General features: G+C 70.2%; 1 protein-coding gene. It reads right to left on the bottom strand.

Going from position 1 to position 20796, the window contains the following annotated elements; all coding sequences use genetic code 11:
- Nucleotides 1-3: 3 nt before the first annotated feature.
- On the bottom strand, nt 4-20796 hold the full coding sequence (locus AC061S_RS17440; RefSeq protein ID WP_478686857.1) for a non-ribosomal peptide synthetase: 20793 nt from the start codon (nt 20794-20796) through the stop codon (nt 4-6).

The raw sequence follows: 20796 nt of genomic DNA, 5'->3' as shown, positions 1-20796 counted from the left end.
CACTTACAGGCGGGTGGCGAGAATCTTTCCTATGCGGGCGATCGAGGAGGGGTCCGACATCATTTCCTCGTGCTCCGCGTCAACATCATAGTTTTCGAACTCTCCTTCTGTATAGGGACTCCAGGGACTGGGGCCCCGTCGGATCCTGGCTTCTTCGGAGGCGCGGGCGGAAAAGAGCAGGACATCGCCGCGGAAATGGCCGGGAGTGTACTTCCGCATCAGGCGCACGTTGTTCACGTACACGTCCTTCACCGCGAGGATCTGATCCTCGTCGAGGTACGCAAGCGACTTGTTCTCGTGCCCGAGGAATTCGCGGTAGCGATCGATCGGGAAGCTGTCCTCCGTGAGCTCGTCCGCGTCGAAGGCGAAGCCGATGGCCCGTAGGTTCCTGCTCACGATCTCCGCCTCGGTCTCCTCGGGCTCCGCCGGGTCGCGCAGGGCCGGCGGGAAGGCGTCCAGCAGCGCGAGCAGGTCCACCTCCTCGCCGGCCTGCCGGAGCTGCGCCGCCATGGCATGCGCTACATGGCCTCCGAACGACCACCCCATGAGCCGGTACGGGCCGTGCGGACGCACCTCGCGGATGTGGCGGACGTACTCGGCCGCCATCTCCTCGACCGAGCCCGGAAGGGCCCTGTCCCCCTCCCGCGCGCCGTGCGCCTGCAGCGCGTACACCGGGACGTCCGGGCCGAGGTGACTCAGCAGACCGGCGTAGCACCAGCCCAGACCCGCTGCCGGATGCACGCAGAACAGCGGCGGCCTGTCCCCCCGTTCACGGAGCGGCAGCAGAACGGCGAACGAGTCCCGCTGCTCGTCGCGCTCGATGGCCGCGGCCAGTCCCGAGACCGTCGGCGCCTCGAAGAGGGTGCGCACCGCCAGCTCCACACCCAGGGCGGACCCGATCCGGGCCAGCAGACTCGCGGCCATCATCGAGTGGCCGCCCAGCGTGAAGAAGTCGTCGTCCACACCGAGGTGGGCAACGCCCAGCACCTCGCGGAACAGTTCGTACAGGGTCTCCTCGACCGGACCGTGCGGCCCCCTGCCCGCCGAGCCGATGCGCTCCGGCGTCGGCAGGGCCTTGCGGTCCAGCTTGCCGTTCGGTGTCAGCGGCAGCGCGTCCAGCACCACGAACGCCGACGGCACCATGTAGTCGGGCAGCGAGGCGTGCAGGTGTGAACGGAGTGCCGGATCCAGCGCGGCGCCGGCCCGCCAGCGGCCGGGATCGTTGGCCCAGCGTTGCGGGGAGCTTGCCGGCACCGGCGCGTACACGCCGGTGAACGCCTCCGTCGTGAACTGCCGTTCGTCGGCCAGTACGACATCCAGATCACCGTCCCGGCCGTCGGCCGACCATGTCACGAAGGTCCGGTATCCGAGCTCCTGGCCCATCGCGTGGAACGCCGCCGGAAGAGGCACCGCACCGGCGTCCGCGACGAGCCGCGCGTTCGGCACCCCGGTGACCCGCAACGACCGTGGACGGGAGGCCCGCAGATGCCCGGCCAGCCCGTCGAGGCCTCCCGCCTCCCGGATCCAGTCCAGCCGCGGCGCGTCCGCGAGCGAGACCGGCTCGCCCGCTGCGTCCCGAGTGGAATCCGGTGCCGTGCGCAGCACCACGTCGTAGCGGTAGTGCATCAGCTCGTTGTCGCACGCACCGCGCTTGACCTGGAGGTCCGAGCAGTAGGCAGCGGTGCCCGACTCCGCGAGGGCGCCGAAGAAGGCCGGTGCCACCAAGAGCTCCTTCTCCTGCGCGACGCTCCGGTCGACCGCCCGGGCCACCTCTGCCGGGTCGGCGTCCTCGGCCGCCCGGGACAGCTCCACGGACTCCCGGAATGCGCGGTGGAGTTCGACGTTCCGCACGTCACCGACGTAGATGCGACCGCCCGGGGCGAGCAGGTTCACCGCCTTGCGCAGTACGTCGGCCAGATACCCCGCGCTCGGGAAGTACTGGATGACCGAGTTGAGCACGATCGTGTCGAACGAACCGGCCGGCAGCCCGTCGGTATCGTGCGCCGGCTGCGTCCTCAGCTGCACCCGGTCCGCCAGCCCCGGGACACGGTCCACCTGGGAGCACAGCTTCCCGATCACCGCCGACGAGACATCCGTACCCCAGTACGCCTCGCAGTGCGGGGCGACCTTGGCAAGGATCAGCCCCGTGCCGACACCGATCTCCAGCACGCGCCGTGGACGCAGCGCCAGGATGTCCTCGACCGCCGCCGACCTCCACTCCTCCATCTCCTCCAGCGGGATCGGCGCACCGGTGTAACTGCTCTTCCAGATACCGAAGTCCTCACCGAAGGCATCGGACGCCGACTCGCGGTAGAACGAGTCGTAGGTGGTCTCCCAGGCTGCGACCTGCTCCTCCTCCTGGGAGTCGTCCCGCTCCCCGTGCCGGGCACGCGGCACCACGTAGCCGACCAGCCGGCTGTCGCCCGGACGGTCTTCCCGCAACAGGACGACGGCCTGCTGCACCTCCTCGTGCGAGGACAGCGCCTCTTCCACCTCTCCGAGTTCGATGCGGTATCCCCGCATCTTCACCTGGTGGTCCACGCGGCCCACGAAGTCCAGCTCCCCGGACGCACGCCACCGGGCCAGGTCACCGGTGCGGTACATGCGGGAGCCGGGCGCCCCGAACGGGTCCGCCACGAACCGCTCGGACGTCAGACCGGGGCGGCGGTGGTAGCCCCGGGCCACACCCTCGCCCGCGATGTAGAGCTCCCCGGCCACCCCACTGGGCGCCGGCTTCAGCGCGGCGTCCAGGACGTACACCCGGGTGTTGTCGAGCGGCACACCAATGGGGGGCGCCGCGCTGTTGCGCTCGTCCAGCGACGCCGCCGTCGACCAGATGGTGGTCTCCGTGGGGCCGTACATGTTGGTCAGTTCGCCCCCGAGCGCGGTCAGCCGCTGGGCCAGAGCCCCGGGCAGGGCCTCGCCGCCCACCAGCTTGCGCAGCGGACCGACGGCGTCGGGGTGCCCCGCGGCCAGCATCTGCCAGGTCGTCGGGGTGGCCTGCATGACGGTGGCCCCGGAATCGGCGATGAGCCGGGCGAGCGCGGCCGGGTCCTTGGCGGTCTCCTGGCCGGCCAGCACCAGCCGGGCCCCGTTGAGGAGGGGCACGTACAGCTCCAGGTTGGAGATGTCGAAGCCGATGGTGGTGACGGCCAGAAGCCGGTCCGTGGTGTGCAGTCGCAGTCGGCGCTGGGCGGCCGCGAGGAGGTTGACCACGTTGTGGTGGGTCACCATGACGCCCTTGGGGCGACCGGTCGACCCCGAGGTGTAGATGACATACGCGCGCTGGTCCGGTGATGCGGCCGGCAGCGGGACGGCCGGCAGGGCGGCGATCAGCCGGGCCGTCTCCGGCTCGTCGAGCACCAGCGGTTCCAGGCCGGAGGCCTCGCCCGCCGCACGAGCCGCTGCGGCGGAGGCGGCGGACGCGATCAGGACCGCCGCCTGCGAGTCCTGGACCATGTACGAGAGGCGATCGAGCGGGTAGTCCGGATCGAGGGGCACATAGGCACCCCCCGCCTTGAGGACGGCCAGCAGCACGGCGACCATCTCGGCCGTACGCGGCAGGCATACCGCCACGAGACTCTCCGGGCCGACCCCGCGCTCGCACAGCAGCCCGGCCAGCCGGTTCGCGCGCTCGTCCAGTTCCAGATAGGTGAGCCGGGTGTCCTCGAACTCCACCGCCACCAGGTCCGGCGTCCGGGCGGCCTGCTGCTGGAAGAGCTCGGCGAGCGTGGCGGCCGGCACCTCCCGCGCAGTGTCGTTCCAGTCGTGCAGCATCCGCTGCGACTCGCCCGGGTCGAGGACGTCCACCTGCGCCAGAGGTGTGTCCGGAGCGTCGGCCAGAGTCCGCAGCACCTGCAGGAAGCGCTGCGTGACGGCCTCCGCGGTTCCACGGTCGAACAGGTCCGCGCTGTACTCCAGGACCGCGTTCAGCCCGGCCGGCGTTCCGTCCTCGTCGAAGGCGTCGGCGAACGCGAACATCAGGTCGAACTTGGAGATGGCCGTGCCGACACGCTGCCCGGTAACGGTCACTCCGGGCAGCCGCTGCACAGACGCACGGGCGGTGTGCTGATCATTGTTGTTGAAGGCCAGCATGACCTGGAACAGCGGATGCCGCGTCAGGGAACGCTGCGGATTGATCACCTCCACCAGGCGCTCGAACGGCACGTCCTGGCACGCGTAGGCGTCCAAGGACTTTTCCCGCACCCTGCCGATCAGCTCCCTGAAGGTGGGGTTGCCGGAGAGGTCGGTACGGAGCACGAGCGTGTTGACGAAGAACCCGACGAGGTCCTCCAGCGCGTCGTCCGTGCGGCCCGCGATGGGTGTGCCGACCGGAATGTCGGTCCCGGCCCCCAGCCGGTGCAGCAGCGTGGTGAGCGCCGCCTGCACGACCATGAACACAGTGGCGTGGTTCTCTCTGGCCACTGCTGCCAGGCGCTCGTACAACGCCGGCGGAATCTCGAAACCGACATGCTCGCCGATGTACGAGGCCACCTGCGGTCGGGGCCGGTCGGTGGGCAAGCGTAGTTCGTCGGGTATCCCTTCGAGCTCCTTGCGCCAGTGGGCGAGCTGCCGGCTCATCTGGCTGCCCGGGTCGCTCTCGGAACCGAGCTGCTCACGCTGCCACAGCGTGTAGTCCACGTACTGGACGGCCAGTTCGTCCCACCCGGGCTCCTGCCCGGTGGAGCGAGCGGCGTACGCGACGGCGATGTCACGGGCCAGCGGACCCATCGACCAGCCGTCCGCACTGATGTGGTGGACGAGGATCAGCAGGACGTGCTCCTGCGGACCGAGGGCGAACAGCCAGGCCCGGAAGGGGATCTCCGAGGAGAGGTCGAACCGGTGCCCCGCGGCAGCCCGCAGGTCCGGCTCGAGCCGGGCCTCGTCGGTCTCCACGACGCGGAGCTCCGCACGGACCTCCCCTGCGGGAAGGACGCGCTGGTACGGGCCGTCCGCGTCCTCGGCGAGCAGGGTGCGCAGGCTCTCGTGGCGCCCCACCACATCGTCCAGCGCAGCCTGCAGAGCCGTCCGGTCCAGCGGCCCGTGGAAGCGGCGGGCCACCGGGATGTTGTACGTGGCGCTCCGGCCCTCGAAGCGGTCCAGGAACCAGAGCCGCTGCTGGGCGAAGGACAGCGGAGGCCGCTCGGGCCGCCGGGTCGGGGCCAGCACGTGCTGGTCCCCGTCCGCCCCGTCGAGGACCTTGAGGAGCCCCGCCACGGTCGGGCTCTCGAACACCTGGCGGATGGCGAGCCTGGTGTGCAGCAGGCTTTGGATCCGGCTCACGAGACGGATCGCGAGAAGCGAATGCCCGCCGAGTTCGAAGAAGTTGTCGTGCGGGGCCACATCGGGAACGCCGAGCAGCACCGCGAAGACGCCGCGGAGGATCTCCTCACGCGGATCCTGCGAGGCGCGCGGAGCGGAAACGTCCTCCAACGCGACCTGTTCCCTCGTGTACGAGGGCGCGGGGAGGGCGGCGCGGTCGAGCTTGCGGTTCGGGGTGAGAGGGAGCCGGTCGAGGGGGACGAGCGCCGAGGGGACCATATGGGCGGGCAGCTGTGCTTCGAGAGCCGTACGAAGGGCCGCGATGTCGATGTCATCGACCGTGGCATGGGGCGGTGGGACGACGTAGGCGATGAGTCGTTTGTCGCCGGGTTGGTCTTCGCGGACGATGACGGCGCAGTGGTCGATGGTGGGGTGGTTGGTGAGGGTGGTTTCGATTTCGCCGGGTTCGATGCGGTAGCCGCGGAGTTTGATCTGGTGGTCGGTTCGGCCTTGGTATTCGAGTTGGCCGTGGGTGTTCCAGCGTGCGAGGTCGCCGGTGCGGTACATGCGGCTGCCGGGTGTGCCGTGGGGGTTGGCGGTGAAGCGTTCGGCGGTGAGTCCGGGTTGGTTGTGGTAGCCGCGGGCGAGGCCGGGGCCGGTGATGTAGAGCTCGCCGGTGGTGCCGGGCGGTACGGGGTTGAGGTGGCTGTCGAGGATGTAGGTGTGGGTGTTCCAGTAGGGGCGGCCGATGGGGAGGGTGCCGGTGGGTGTCGGGGCGTGGGGGTGGAGGGTGTGTTCGGTGGCGGTGACTGTGGTTTCGGTGGGTCCGTAGGCGTTGATGACGCGGACGTTGGGGTGGTGGGTGCGCCAGCGGTCGAGGGTGTTGCCGTGGAGGGCTTCACCGGCGATCAGAAGGGTGCCCGTTTCGGTGAGGGCGTTGGGGATCGTTTCGAGGATGGGCAGGTGGGAGGGGGTCAGTTTGAGGAGGGTGGCGGTGGGGCCGTTGAGGTCTTCGTCGAGGTCGGCGATGTGCACGGTGCCGCCGCTGACCAGCGGGGTCCACAGGGCGGTGACGGTCATGTCGAACGACACCGAGGAGTGGAGCAGGGAGACACCCTGGGCGTCGGGGTAGACCTCCCGGGCCCGGGCGAGATAGGCGCCCAGCGAACGGTGCTCGACGACCACACCCTTGGGACGGCCGGTCGAACCGGATGTATAGATCACATACGCCGGCCACGACAGCGACACCGGAGCGAGGCTGTCCGCCGGAACGTCCTTGGTTTCGGCCTGTGCGAGCCATGTCTCGTCGATGACGAGCGCCGCCGTGGCGTCTTGGAGGATGTGGGCGATGCGATCGGCCGGATACTGCGGGTCCACGGGCACATACGCCGCGCCTGCCTTGAGTACGGCCAGCAGTACGCACACCAACTCGGCCGAGCGCGGCAAAAGTACCGCGATCCGCGTCTCGGGGCCGGCGCCCTCCCCCACGAGCAGCCGCGCAAGGCGGTCGGCGCGCGCGTTGACCTGCGCGTAAGTGTGCTCCACGCCCTCGAAGAGGAGCGCGAGGGCGTCCGGGGTCCGGGCCGCCTGAGCCTCGAACAACTGCGGCAGCGTCTCGACCACCACCTCACGGGCCGTATCGATCCACTCTCCGAGCACCAACTCACGCTCCGCGTCGGACAGGACATCCACCTCACCGACCCGACGCTCCGGATCAGCCGCGACCGCCTCCAACACCCGCACCAACCGCCCAGCCACCGCCTCGACGGTCGACTGGTCGAACACATCGGTACTGAACTCCACGACACCCGCGATGCCGTCGGGCTGTGCGGACTCCCCGTACTGCTCGACCATGCGGAAGAGGAGATCGAACTTCGCGCTTCCGGTGGGGAGCGGGTGCTGACGGCCGGTGAGCCCCGGCAGCCCTTCGACGGCGGCCTCCGACTCGTGGTGATCGACGTTGTTCCAGGTGAGCATGGTCTGGAACAAGGGGTGACGGGCCATGGAACGGGCCGGGTTGAGGACCTCGACGAGCCGTTCGAAGGGCACGTCCTGGTGGGCGTAGGCGGCAAGGTCGAACTCCCGCACCCGGCCGACGAGTTCCCGGAAGGTCGGAGCGCCGGACAGGTCGGTGCGCAGCACCAGGGTGTTGACGAAGAAACCGACCAGGTCCTCGACCGCGTCGTCCGTACGCCCGGCGATCGGGGTGCCGAGCGGTACGTCCGTTCCCGCGCCCAGCCGGGACAGCAGGGTCGCCAGCGCGGCCTGCACCACCATGAACACGCTCGCGCCGCTCTCACGGGCAAGCGTGACCACGCGCTCGTGCAGCGCGGCCGGTATCGCGAAGCCGACCCGGCCTCCCTCCCGCGATGCCACGGTGGGGCGCTGCCGGTCTGTCGGCAGGTTCAGTTCCTCGGGGAGTCCGGACAACGTCTCCCGCCAGAAGGCAAGCTGCTGGGTGATCGGGCTGTCCGGATCGTCTTCGGAGCCCAGCACCTCGCGCTGCCACAGCGTGTAGTCGGCGTACTGCACCGGCAGTTCGGTCCACTGGGGTGCCCCGTCGGCGCACCGGGCCGCGTACGCCGTGGCGAGGTCGCGTGCCAGCGGGCCCATGGACCAGCCGTCGCCGACGATGTGGTGCACCAGGACCAGCAGCACATGCTCTTCCCGGCCGAGCTCGACGAGACGTGCCCGGATGGGGAGTTCGGCGGCCAGGTCGAAGGCGTAGCCGGCTGCCGCGGACAACTCCTCGTCCAGGTGTGCCTCGTCCGTGCGGACGAACCGCAGCTCAGGACGGGCCGCCGCGGACGGCAGAACAACCTGATGGGCACCCAGCGCGTCCTCGGTGAAGACCGTACGCAGTGCCTCGTGCCGTGTGACGACGTCGTGCAGGGCAGCCGACAGGGCCGCCCGGTCCAGCGTGCCGGTGAGGCGGAGGGCCATCGGCATGTTGTACGTGGCGCTGGGGCCCTCCAGCCGGTTCAGGAACCAGAGGCGCTGCTGCGCGTAGGAGAGTGGGATGCGCTCGGGGCGTTCCGTCCGGTCCAGTGCCTTGCGGATGCGGCCGGCCGTCTCGTCGAGGGCCGTGGCGAGGCGGGCCACCGTGGCGTTCTCGAAGAGCTGTTTGACGGAGAGTTCCCGGTCGAGCGTCGAGCGAATGCGTGCCGCGAGCCGGGTGGCGAGCAGCGAGTGTCCGCCGAGCTCGAAGAAGTCGTCGTCGATACCCACCTCGGGCGCACCGAGAACCTCGGCGAAGAGCCCGCACAGGATCTCCTCGCGCGGCGAGCGCGGGCCCCGTCCCGACGGGACCGCCGTACTGTCGGGCGCGGGGAGGGCGGCGCGGTCCAGCTTGCCGTTCGGGGTCAGCGGAAGCGCGTCCAGCATCACGTACGCAGACGGCACCATGTACTCGGGCAGGGTGCGCGCCACGTGCTCGCGCAGTTCTCCGGTCCCGGCTCCGGCCGTGCCGACGACGTAGGCGATCAGCCGCTTGTCGCCCGGCCGGTCCTCGCGGACCACGACCGCGCAGCGTGCCACCGAGGCGTGGGCCGCGAGAACGGCCTCGATCTCACCCGGCTCGATGCGGAAACCCCGCACCTTCACCTGGTGGTCGGCCCGTCCCAGATACTCCAGGTCGCCCTGGGCCGACCAGCGCGCTAGATCACCGGTGCGGTACATGCGGCCGCCGGCGGGTCCGGCGGGATCTGCGACGAACCGCTCCGCCGTCAGGCCGGGCAGGTCCAGATAGCCGTGGGCCAGTCCGTCGCCCGCGATGTACAGCTCGCCGGCCACCCCCACGGGTACCGGCCGCAGGAACGCGTCGAGCACGTGGACGCGGGTGTTGCCGATCGGCCTGCCGATGGATCCGCGCCTGGCGCTGTCCTCGTCCACCGCACCGGCCGTGGACCAGACCGTCGTCTCCGTCGGCCCGTACACGTTCGTCACCGACCGCGCCGCGGTCAGCAGTCGTTGCGCGAGTTCCGTCGGCAGGGCCTCGCCGCCGACCAGGACCCGCAGTCCGGCCGGCACGGCGGGATCCTCGTCGAGGATCGCGTGCCACAGGCTGGGAGTCGCCTGCACGACGGACACCCCGGCGGCGCGGACCAGCGTCGCCAGCGCCCGCGGATCCCGGACCGTGTCCTGGTCGGCGAGAATCACGCTCGCACCGGCGAGCAGGGGGACGTACAGCTCCAGGGCCGCGATGTCGAAGCTGACCGTGGTCACTGCCAGCAGGCGGTCACCCGCTCGCAGCGCGATGCTCGACCCGAACGAGTCGAGGAGGTTCACCAGGGCCGCGTGCCCGACGACCACGCCCTTGGGCCGCCCGGTCGAACCGGACGTGTAGATCACGTACGCCGGCGAGGACGGCAGGACCGCCGGCAGGGCGGCCCGGCCGGGGTCCGCGGAGCCGGGCCCGGCCAGCCATGCCTCGTCGATCACCAGCACGGGCTGGGCATCCTCGGTCATGTACGCGAGGCGGTCGGCCGGGAAGCCGGGGTCGAGCGGCACATATGCCGCGCCCGACTTGAGCACCGCCAGCAGTGCCACGACCAGATCCACCGATCTGGGCAGCAAGACCGCGACCCGCCGGCCCGGACCCGCGCCGTGTCCGACCAGCAACTGCGCCAGCCGCTCCGATTGCGTACTCAGCTCCTGGTACGAGAGCGAGTCCGCCCCGCACACCACCGCGGGCGCGGCCGGGTGCTCGGCCGCACGCCGTTCGAACAGTTCCGGAAGGGTGGCATCCGGCAGGGGGCGCCTGGCGCCGTCGCCGTGCTCACGCAGTACGGCGCGCTCGTCGCCGGACAGCACGTCCACCCGTCGCACCGGCACGTCCGGATCGGCGAGCACCGTCTCCAGTACCCGGACGAACCGTGCGGCGATCACCGCAGCCGACGCACGGTCGTAGAGGTCCGTGCTGAAGCCGAGGGCCCCGTACAGACCTCGCCCGGCGCCGTCACGCTCCTCCAGGGCGAAGGACAGGTCGAACTTGGCGACACCGGTCCCTGCCGGATGGCCCGTGATCGTGAGACCGGGAACCGGCTCCGGAGAAGTGCCGGATCCGCCCTGAAGGGCGCTGTCGTTCCAGGTGAGCATGGTCTGGAACAAGGGGTGACGGGCCATGGAACGGGCCGGGTTGAGGACCTCGACGAGCCGTTCGAAGGGCACGTCCTGGTGGGCGTAGGCGGCAAGGTCGAACTCCCGCACCCGGCCGACGAGTTCCCGGAAGGTCGGAGCGCCGGACAGGTCGGTGCGCAGCACCAGGGTGTTGACGAAGAAACCGACCAGGTCCTCGACCGCGTCGTCCGTACGCCCGGCGATCGGGGTGCCGATCGGTACGTCCGTTCCCGCGCCCAGCCGGGACAGCAGGGTCGCCAGCGCGGCCTGCACCACCATGAACGGGCTCGCCTGGCAGTCGCGGGCCACCTTGGCCAGCCGCTCGTGCAGCGCGGCCGGCACCTCGAACTCCACGGAGTCGCCCGCGTACGAGGGGGTGGCAGGGCGCACCCGGTCCCTGGGGAGGTCCAGTTCCTCGGGCATTTCGGCCAATGCCTCGGCCCAGAAGGCCAGCTGGCGGGCGATGGGGCTGTCCGAGTCGTCCTCGGAGCCCAGCACCTGGTGCTGCCACAGCGTGAAGTCTGCGTACTGAACGGGCAGATCTCCCCAGTCGGGGGACGTGTCCGTGGACCGGGCCAGGTAGGCGGCGGTCAGATCGCGCGACAGCGGGCCCATGGACCAGCCGTCACCGGCGATGTGGTGCACCAGCAGCAGAAGCACGTGATCGTCTTCGCCGAGTTCGAGGAGCCGTGCGCGGAACGGGAGTTCGGCCTCCAGGTCGAACGTGTACCGGGCCGCGGCCCGCAGGTCTTCCGTGAGCCGGTCGGCCTCTGCGCGCACGACGTCCAGCGCCGGCCGGGCCTCGGTCGCCGGGAGCACCCGCTGGAACGGCCCCTCCGCATCTTCGCCGAAGACGGTGCGCAGCGACTCGTGCCGCGTCACGAGATCGCCGAGTGCGGCCTGCAGGGCCGTTTGGTCCAGGCTTCCGGTGAGCCGCAGTGCCGTGGGAATGTTGTAGGTGGGACTCGGCCCCTCGAACCGGTCGAGAAACCAGAGCCGCCGCTGCGCGAACGACAGCGGCACGCGCTCCGCACGCCTGTGTGTATCCGTGCCCGTGAGCCGGGGGCGGACACCCGGCCCTGCGGCGTCCAGCGCCGCACCGAGGCCCGCCACCGTGGGTGCCTCGAAGAGCACCCGTACGGACAGCTCCGTGCCCAGCACCGTACGTACGCGGTTGACGAGCCGGGTGGCGAGCAGCGAATGGCCGCCCAGCTCGAAGAAGTTGTCGTCGATGCCGACCCGGTCCACGCCCAGCACGTCGGCGAAGAGCCCGCACAGGATCTCCTCGCGCGGTGAGCGCGGGCCACGCCCCGCCGAGAGGTGGCCAGGGGCGGGCAGCGCGCGCCGGTCGAGCTTGCCGTTCGCGGTCAGCGGCAGCGCGTCGAGGGCGACGAAGGCGGCCGGAACCATGTAGTCCGGCAGCGCTGCCGCCAGGTGTGCGCGCAGGGCGCCCATGTCGAAGGCGTCCGCCGGGACCACATACGCCACCAGCCGCTTGTCGCCCGGCGGGTCCTCGCGTACCACGACCGCGCAGCGTGCCACCGAGGCGTGGGCCGCCAGGACAGCCTCGATCTCACCCGGCTCGATGCGGAAGCCCCGCACCTTGACCTGGTCGTCCGAGCGGCCCAGGTACTCCAGCTGACCGTCCCGGTTCCAGCGCACGCGGTCGCCCGTGCGGTACATGCGCTCGCCCGGCTCCCCGTACGGGCAGGCGACGAAACGCTCCGCGCTCATCGCGGCCCTGTTCAGATAACCCCGGGCCAGTGCGGCCCCCGCAATGTACAGCTCACCCGTCACGCCGGGCGGCACCGGGCGCAGCCCGGCGTCCAGCACATAGGCGCGCACGTTGGAGATGGGCCTGCCGATGGGGACCTGCTCCGGCCAGGAACCGACATCGCGCGGCAGCGTGTACGCCGTCACGACATGCGTCTCCGTGGGCCCGTAGTGGTTGTGCAGCCGCCTGCCCGACCCGTCGGCGAAGAGCGCGCGGACAGCCGAACCCAGCGTGAGGGCCTCGCCCGCCTGCGCCAGGTGCGCCAGGCGGGGCAGCGCCAGACCCTGCTCACGGGCCGCCTCGGCCAGCGCGTCGATGATCAGGTTCGGCGCGTAGAGCTCGCGCACCGCGTGCCGTTCCAGCCACTGGCTCAGCTGCTCGGGGCTGCGGCGCACGTCCTCCGGGCAGGAGACGAGCGCGTGGCCGGACACCAGGGCCGACAAGATCTCCTGTACGGAAACGTCGAAGCCGACCGCGGTGAACTGTGCGGTGACCCCGCCCTCGGTGCTCGGGACCGCGCCTTGGTGCCAGGCGAGCAGATTGGTGACCGCTCCCGCTGTCATGACGACGCCCTTGGGGCGGCCGGTGGATCCCGAGGTGTGGATGACGTAGGCCGGGTGCTCCGGTGCGAGGGGTGCGAGCCGCTCCGCGTCCACGAGATTGCCGTCGCCGTGGTCGGCCGCCGTGGCCGTTGCCAGCCATGCCTCGTCGATGACGAGAGCAGGTGTGGCGTCCTCGAGGATGTGGGAGATGCGGTCGGCCGGGTGGGCCGTGTCCACGGGCAGGTAGGCCGCTCCGGTCTTGAGGACGGCCAGCAGCGCAACGAGGAGTTCCTCCGAGCGCGGCAGCCGCACCGCCACGAAGCGCTCGGCGCCGACGCCCTGTCCGGCCAGCAGCCGGGCAAGCCGGTTGGCCCGCGCGTTGAGTTCGGCGTAGCTCAGCGTCCGGTCGTCGCCGATGACGGCCGGGGCGTCGGGCGTACGCGCCACCTGAGCCTCGAAGAGCTCGGGCAGCGACACTGCGGCTACCGGCCGGACGGTGTCGTTCCACTCGGTGAGCAGCTGCCGGCGCTCCTCCGGCGTCAGCAGCTCGGCACGCCCGACGCGCTGCTCCGGGTCGTGGAGCAGCGTCCGCAGTACGCGTACGAATCGCTCGGCGAGGGTCGCCGCGCTGTCGCGGTCGTAGAGATCGGCGCTGTACTCCAGCACACCGTGAAGCCCGCCCGTGCCGCCGTCCGCCGCAGAACGCTCGACGAACCCGAAGAGGAGATCGAACTTGGCGATGCCCGTCGCCACGGGCAGAGGCCGTACCGCCAGCTCGCCGAGGTGTGCCGCAGCATCGAACGTCTGGTGCTGGTCCGCGGCGTTCCAGGTGAGCATGGTCTGGAAGAGGGGGTGGCGGTTCATGGAGCGGGCCGGGTTGAGGACCTCGACGAGGCGTTCGAAGGGCACGTCCTGGTGCGCGTAGGCGGCCAGGTCGGTCTCCCGGACACGGGAGAGCAGCTCCCTGAACGTCGGGTTTCCGGAGAGATCGGCCCGCAGCACGAGCGTGTTGACGAAGAAGCCGACGAGGTCGTCGAGTGCGTCGTCTGTGCGGCCGGCGATGGGTGTGCCGAGCGGGATGTCGTTGCCCGCGCCGAGTCGGGACAGCAGGGTCGCCAGCGCGGCCTGCACCACCATGAACGGACTCGCCTGGCAGCCGCGCGCCACCTCGACCACCCGCTGGTACACGTCCGACGGAATCTCGAAGGGCACCCGGCCGCCCCGGTGCGTGGAGACCGCCGGACGGGGCCGGTCGGTGGGCAGGGGAAGTTCCTGGGGGAGGTCGGCGAGTTGGTGCTTCCAGTGGTCGAGCTGTTTGCTGATGGGGCTGTCGGGGTCGGTTTCGGAGCCGAGTTGCTCTTGCTGCCAGAGGGTGTAGTCGGCGTACTGGACAGGCAGTTCGCTCCAGGACGGTCCCTGGCCGGTGCGGCGGGCGGCGTAGGCGGTGGTGAGGTCGCGGGCGAGCAGGGGCATGGACCAGCCGTCGCTGCTGATGTGGTGCACCAGCAGCAGCAGGACGTGGTCTCGCTCGCCGACCTGGATGAGGGTCGCCCGGAAGGTCGTCTCGGTGGTCAGGTCGAAGGCGTGCCGGGCGGCGTCCTGCAGGGTGACGGCGAGGTCTGCTTCGTCGGTGTGGACGAGGTGGACGACGGGGGTTGCCTCGCCGGCCGGGACGATGCGCTGGTAGGGCCCGTCCTCGTCTTCGCCGAAGAGGGTGCGCAGGGATTCGTGACGGGTGACGACGTCACCAAGGGCGGCCTGGAGCGCATCCTGGTCCAGCTCCCCGGTCAGACGCAGGGAGACGGGCATGTTGTAGGTGGGGCTCGGGCCCTCCAACCGGTTCAGGAACCACAGACGCTGCTGCGCGTACGACACCGGAATCCGGTCGGGTCGCGGCAGCGACCGTATGGTCTCCCGGGCACCTCCTGCACTCTCCAGCAGCTTCAGCATCATGGCGACCGATCGGGCCTCAAATGCCTGGCGGACCGTCAGCTCGAAACCAAGGGCACTGCGGACCCGGCTGACCAGCCGGATCGCGAGCAGTGAGTGACCGCCGAGCTCGAAGAAGTCGTCGTTCGGTCCGACCTCGGGCAGCCCCAGGACGTCCGCGTAGATCCCGCACAGGATCTCCTGCCTCGGATCCTGCGGTGCCCGCGCGAGGAGACTCGCACCCGCGACCTGCGGCACCTCGGCGTTGTAGTCGGGTGTGGGGAGGGCGCGGCGGTCGAGTTTGCCGTGGGGGGTGAGGGGGAGGGCGTCGAGGACGACGATGGCGGCGGGGACCATGTAGTCGGGAAGCGTGTCGGCCAGCGCTGCGCGCATGGCGACCGGATCGATGGCGGTGCCGGCTTGAGTCGTGACGTAGGCGACGAGTCGTTTGTCGCCGGGCTGGTCTTCACGGACGAGGACTGCGGCTGCGGTGACGTGAGGGCGGGCGACAAGGGCGGACTGGATTTCACCGAGTTCGATGCGGTAACCGCGGATCTTGACCTGGTCGTCGGCGCGGCCGATGTATTCAAGCTGGCCGTCGCGGGTCCAGCGGGCGAGGTCACCCGTGCGATACATCCGGGTGCCCGGTATGCCGTACGGGTCCGGAACGAACCTCTCCGCCGTCATGGCGGGGCGGTTGAGATATCCGCGTGCCAGGACGACACCCGCGACGTAAAGCTCGCCGGGGGTGCCGACCGGTGCGGGCCGCAGCGCACCGTCGAGTACGTATGTGCGGGTGTTCCAGAACGGACGGCCGATCGGGATCGCACCGTCGGGGGTGGGCGTGCCGGGTTCGAGACGGTACTCGGTGCAGTTGACGGTGGCTTCGGTAGGTCCGTAGGCGTTGATGACCTGGGTATCGGGATGCGCCTGGCGCCAGGCGGCGAGGGCTTCGCCACGCAGGGCCTCGCCACCGATGATGAGAGTGCCAGAAGGCGATGCCCGGTGCGGAAGGTTCTCCAGGAGCGGCAGGTGCGAAGGGGTGACCTTCATGAAAGTCACGCCGCGGGTGTTCTGGTCGAGTTCGTCGAGGACGATACGACCGCCGGAGACCAGGGGCGTCCACAGGGCGGTAACGGTGAGGTCGAAGGCGAAGGAGGAGTGGACCAGGGACGTGCCCCCGGCCTGCGGGTAGACCTCGCGGGCCCGCGCGAGGTAGGCACCCACGGAGCGGTGCTCGACCACTACCCCCTTGGGACGGCCGGTCGAGCCGGATGTGTAGATCACATACGCCGGCCACGACGGGTCGACGACCGGCAGAGGACTGGCATCGAGGCCCTCGGCACGCTTGATGTTCTCGGCCAACCAAGCCTCGTCAATGACCAGCGCGGGCACCGCGTCCTGCACGATGTGCGTGATCCGCTCCGCCGGATACTGCGGGTCGACGGGCACATAGGCGGCGCCCGCCTTCAGCACCGCGAGGAGCACACACACCAGCTCGGCCGAACGGGGCAGAAGGACCGCAACGCGGGTTTCGCAGCCGACGCCCTCCCCCACCAGCAGCCGCGCCAGCCCGTTCGCCCGTACATTCACCTCCTCGTAGGTCAGCTCACCCACAGCAAAAGCGTCCGGGGTCCGGGCCGCCTGAGCCTCGAACAACTGCGGCAACGCCTCGACAACCACCTCACGGGCCGTATCGATCCACTCGCCGAGCACCAACTCACGCTCCACGTCGGACAGAACATCCACCTCACCGACCCGACGCTCCGGATCAGCCGCGACCGCCTCCAACACCCGCACCAACCGCCCCGCCACCGCCTCGATGGTCGACTGGTCGAACAGGGCGGTGCTGTACTCCAGCGCAGCGCGCATGCCTGCGGGCGTGCCGTCCGCATCCCGCTGCTCGGTGAACCGGAACAGCAGGTCGAACTTGGCCGCGCCGAGCTCCACCGGCTGGGGCGTCACCGTCAGCCCCGGCAGCTGCTCCAACGCGTCGGCGGCCGCCCGCTGATCGATGTTGTTGAACACGAACCGCACTTGGAAGAGCGGGTGGCGGCTCGCAGAGCGGGCCGGGTTGAGGACCTCGACGAGGCGTTCGAAGGGCACGTCCTGGTGCGCGTAGGCGGCCAGGTCGGTCTCCCGGACACGGGAGAGCAGCTCCCTGAACGTCGGGTTTCCGGAGAGATCGGCCCGCAGCACGAGCGTGTTGACGAAGAAGCCGACGAGGTCGTCAAGTGCGTCGTCTGTGCGGCCGGCAATGGGTGTGCCGAGCGGGATGTCGTTGCCCGCGCCGAGCCGGGACAGCAGCGTCGCCAGCGCGGCCTGCACCACCATGAACGGACTCGCCTCGGAGGCGCGGGCGAGATCCACAAGGCGAGCGTGCAGCGCCGCAGGGACCTCGAAGCCGAAAGCGTCGCCCTCGAAGGACGCGTTGACCGGACGGGGCCGGTCGGTGGGCAGGGGAAGTTCCTGGGGGAGGTCGGCGAGTTGGTGCTTCCAGTGGTCGAGCTGTTTGCTGATGGGGCTGTCGGGGTCGGTTTCGGAGCCGAGTTGCTCTTGCTGCCAGAGGGTGTAGTCGGCGTACTGGACAGGCAGTTCGCTCCAGGACGGTCCCTGGCCGGTGCGGCGGGCGGCGTAGGCGGTGGTGAGGTCGCGGGCGAGCAGGGGCATGGACCAGCCGTCGCTGCTGATGTGGTGCACCAGCAGCAGCAAGACGTGGTCTCGCTCGCCGACCTGGATGAGGGTCGCCCGGAAGGTCGTCTCGGTGGTCAGGTCGAAGGCGTGCCGGGCGGCGTCCTGCAGGGTGACGGCGAGGTCTGCTTCGTCGGTGTGGACGAGGTGGACGACGGGGGTTGCGTCCTCGCCGGCCGGGACGATGCGCTGGTAGGGCCCGTCCTCGTCTTCGCCGAAGAGGGTGCGCAGGGATTCGTGACGGGTGACGACGTCACCAAGGGCGGCCTGGAGCGCATCCTGGTCCAGCTCCCCGGTCAGACGCAGGGAGACGGGCATGTTGTAGGTGGGGCTGGGGCCCTCCAGCCGGTTCAGGAACCACAGCCCGCGCTGGTTGAAGGAGAGCGGCAGTCGTTCGGGCCGGACCGCCGCCCGGACCACGGGCTGTCGGCTGCCTTCCGCGGTGTCGAGCGCCTTCTCCAGGGCGGCGACCGTTGGGGTGTTGAACACCTGCCGGACGGCGAGCTCCACACCGAAGGTCGTGCGGATCCGGCCGGCCAGCCGCGTCGCGAGCAGTGAGTGACCGCCGAGCTCGAAGAAGCTGTCGTCGATGCCCACCGCGGGTACGCCCAGCACCTCGGCGAACAATCCGCACAGGATTTCCTCGCGCGGCGAACGCGGGGCACGCCCATGCGAGGTCAGGGCGTAGTCGGGTGTGGGGAGGGCGCGGCGGTCGAGTTTGCCGTGGGGGGTGAGGGGGAGGGCGTCGAGGACGACGATGGCGGCCGGGACCATGTAGTCGGGAAGCGTGTCGGCCAGCGCTGCGCGCATGGCGACCGGATCGATGGCGGTGCCGGCTTGAGTCGTGACGTAGGCGACGAGTCGTTTGTCGCCGGGCTGGTCTTCACGGACGAGGACTGCGGCTGCGGTGACGTGAGGGCGGGCGACAAGGGCGGACTGGATTTCACCGAGTTCGATGCGGTAACCGCGGATCTTGACCTGGTCGTCGGCGCGGCCGATGTATTCAAGCTGGCCGTCGCGGGTCCAGCGGGCGAGGTCACCCGTGCGATACATCCGGGTGCCCGGTGTACCAAAGGGGTCTGCGGTGAAGCGTTCGGCGGTGAGTACGGGCTGGTTGAGATATCCGCGCGCCAGGACGACACCCGCGACGTAAAGCTCGCCGGGGGTGCCGACCGGTGCGGGCTGGAGTGCACTGTCGAGTACGTATGTGCGGGTGTTCCAGAACGGACGGCCGATCGGGATCGCACCGTCGGGGGTGGGCGTGCCGGGTTCGAGACGGTACTCGGTGCAGTTGACGGTGGCTTCGGTAGGTCCGTAGGCGTTGATGACCTGGGTATCGGGATGCGCCTGGCGCCAGGCGGCGAGGGCTTCGCCACGCAGGGCCTCGCCACCGATGATGAGAGTGCCAGAAGGCGATACCTGGTGCGGAAGGTTCTCCAGGAGCGGCAGGTGCGAAGGGGTGACCTTCATGAAAGTCACGCCGCGGGTGTTCTGGTCGAGTTCGTCGAGGACGATACGACCGCCGGAGACCAGGGGCGTCCACAGGGCGGTAACGGTGAGGTCGAAGGCGAAGGAGGAGTGGACCAGGGACGTGCCCCCGGCCTGCGGGTAGACCTCGCGGGCCCGCGCGAGGTACGCACCCACGGAGCGGTGCTCGACCACTACCCCCTTGGGACGGCCGGTCGAGCCGGATGTGTAGATCACATACGCCGGCCACGACGGGTCGACGACCGGCAGAGGACTGGCATCGAGGCCCTCGGCACGCTTGGTGCTCTCGGCCAACCAAGCCTCGTCAATGACCAGCGCGGGCACCGCGTCCTGCACGATGTGCGTGATCCGCTCCGCCGGATACTGCGGGTCGACGGGCACATAGGCGGCGCCCGCCTTCAGCACCGCGAGGAGCACACACACCAGCTCGGCCGAACGGGGCAGAAGGACCGCAACGCGGGTTTCGCAGCCGACGCCCTCCCCCACCAGCAGCCGCGCCAGCCCGTTCGCCCGTACATTCACCTCCTCGTAGGTCAGCTCACCCACAGCAAAAGCGTCCGGGGTCCGGGCCGCCTGAGCCTCGAACAACTGCGGCAACGCCTCGACAACCACCTCACGGGCCGTATCGATCCACTCGCCGAGCACCAACTCACGCTCCACGTCGGACAGGACATCCACCTCACCGACCCGACGCTCCGGATCAGCCGCGACCGCCTCCAACACCCGCACCAACCGCCCCGCCACCGCCTCCGCGGAGAGCCGGTTCACGAGATCGTGCTGGAAGTCCAGCCGGAACGACAGCTCGTCCCCGGGGTGGGCCACGAGACCGTACGTGTAGTGCATGGCGGAGCGGCTGCTGGCGCCCTCCAGCCGGATGCCGCCGAGGTCGGCCGACCGGTCCAGGCCCGCGCTGTCCAGCGGGTAGTTCTCGAAGACCATCGAGGTGTCGAAGAGCTCTCCCAGGCCGACGTCGCGCTGGATCTCGGCGAGGCCGGTGTGCTGGTGCTCCAGCAGCGCGGACTGCTCCCGCTGCAACCGTACGAGCATCTGCCCGAGCGACTCGGCCGGGCGGAGCCGGAGCCGGAGCGGGAGCGTGTTGATGAAGAGGCCGACCATGTCCTCGACCCCGGACAGGTCGGCCGGACGACCTGAGACGGTGACGCCGAAGACCACGTCGTCCTGGCCGAGGAGCCGCGACAGGACGAGTCCCCAGGCACCCTGGACCAGAGAGTTCAAGGTGACGCCCAGCTCACGCGCCCGCTCGCCCAGACGGTGCGTGGTGTCGAAGGACAGCCCGAAGACGACCTTCTCCGGCAGCAGTGGCTTGCGCCCCCGGACGGGGGCCGCCACCAGGGACGGCGCGTCGAAGTCCGCGAAGACCTGCGCCCAGGTGGCGCGTGCCGCGTCTTGGTCCCGTGCGGCGAGCCAGGCGAGGTAGTCACGGTACGGGCGGATGCGCGGCAGCGCTGACGCATCGCCGTGCGTCACGTACAGGGCCATCAGTTCGCGCAGTACGACCGGCAGCGACCAGCCGTCGAGTACGGCGTGGTGGACCGCGACCGCCAACCGGTGGCGGTCGGTGGCCAGCCGCAGCAGTGTGAATCGGATCAGCGGCGGTCGGCCCACGTCGAAGCGGCGGACGCGGTCCTCCTCGACCAGCCGCCCGGCCGACGCCTCGCGCTCCGCCTGGGGCAGCGCGGACAGGTCGTGCTCGTCCCAGGCAGCCGGGGCCTCGCGGAGCACCACCTGCGCCCACTCGCCGGACTTGCGCTGCCGGAAAGCGGCCCGCAGGTTGCTGTGGCGGTGGATGAGCGCGTCGGCGGCGGAGCGCAGTCGCGCCGGGTCGAGCGCACCCGCGAGGTCGAAGACGAGCTGCACGGTGTAGATGTCCACGCCCTCGTCGTCGAAGACGCTGTGGAAGACGAGCCCTTCCTGGAGCGGTGACAGGGGCAGGATGTCCTCGACGGGGCGGGACCTCTTCTTGTTGCTCAC

This window comes from Streptomyces sp. CA189 (genome assembly GCF_056428985.1).
The sequence above is the reverse complement of the archived record's forward strand: the minus strand, read 5'-3'. Positions and strand labels throughout refer to the sequence as shown.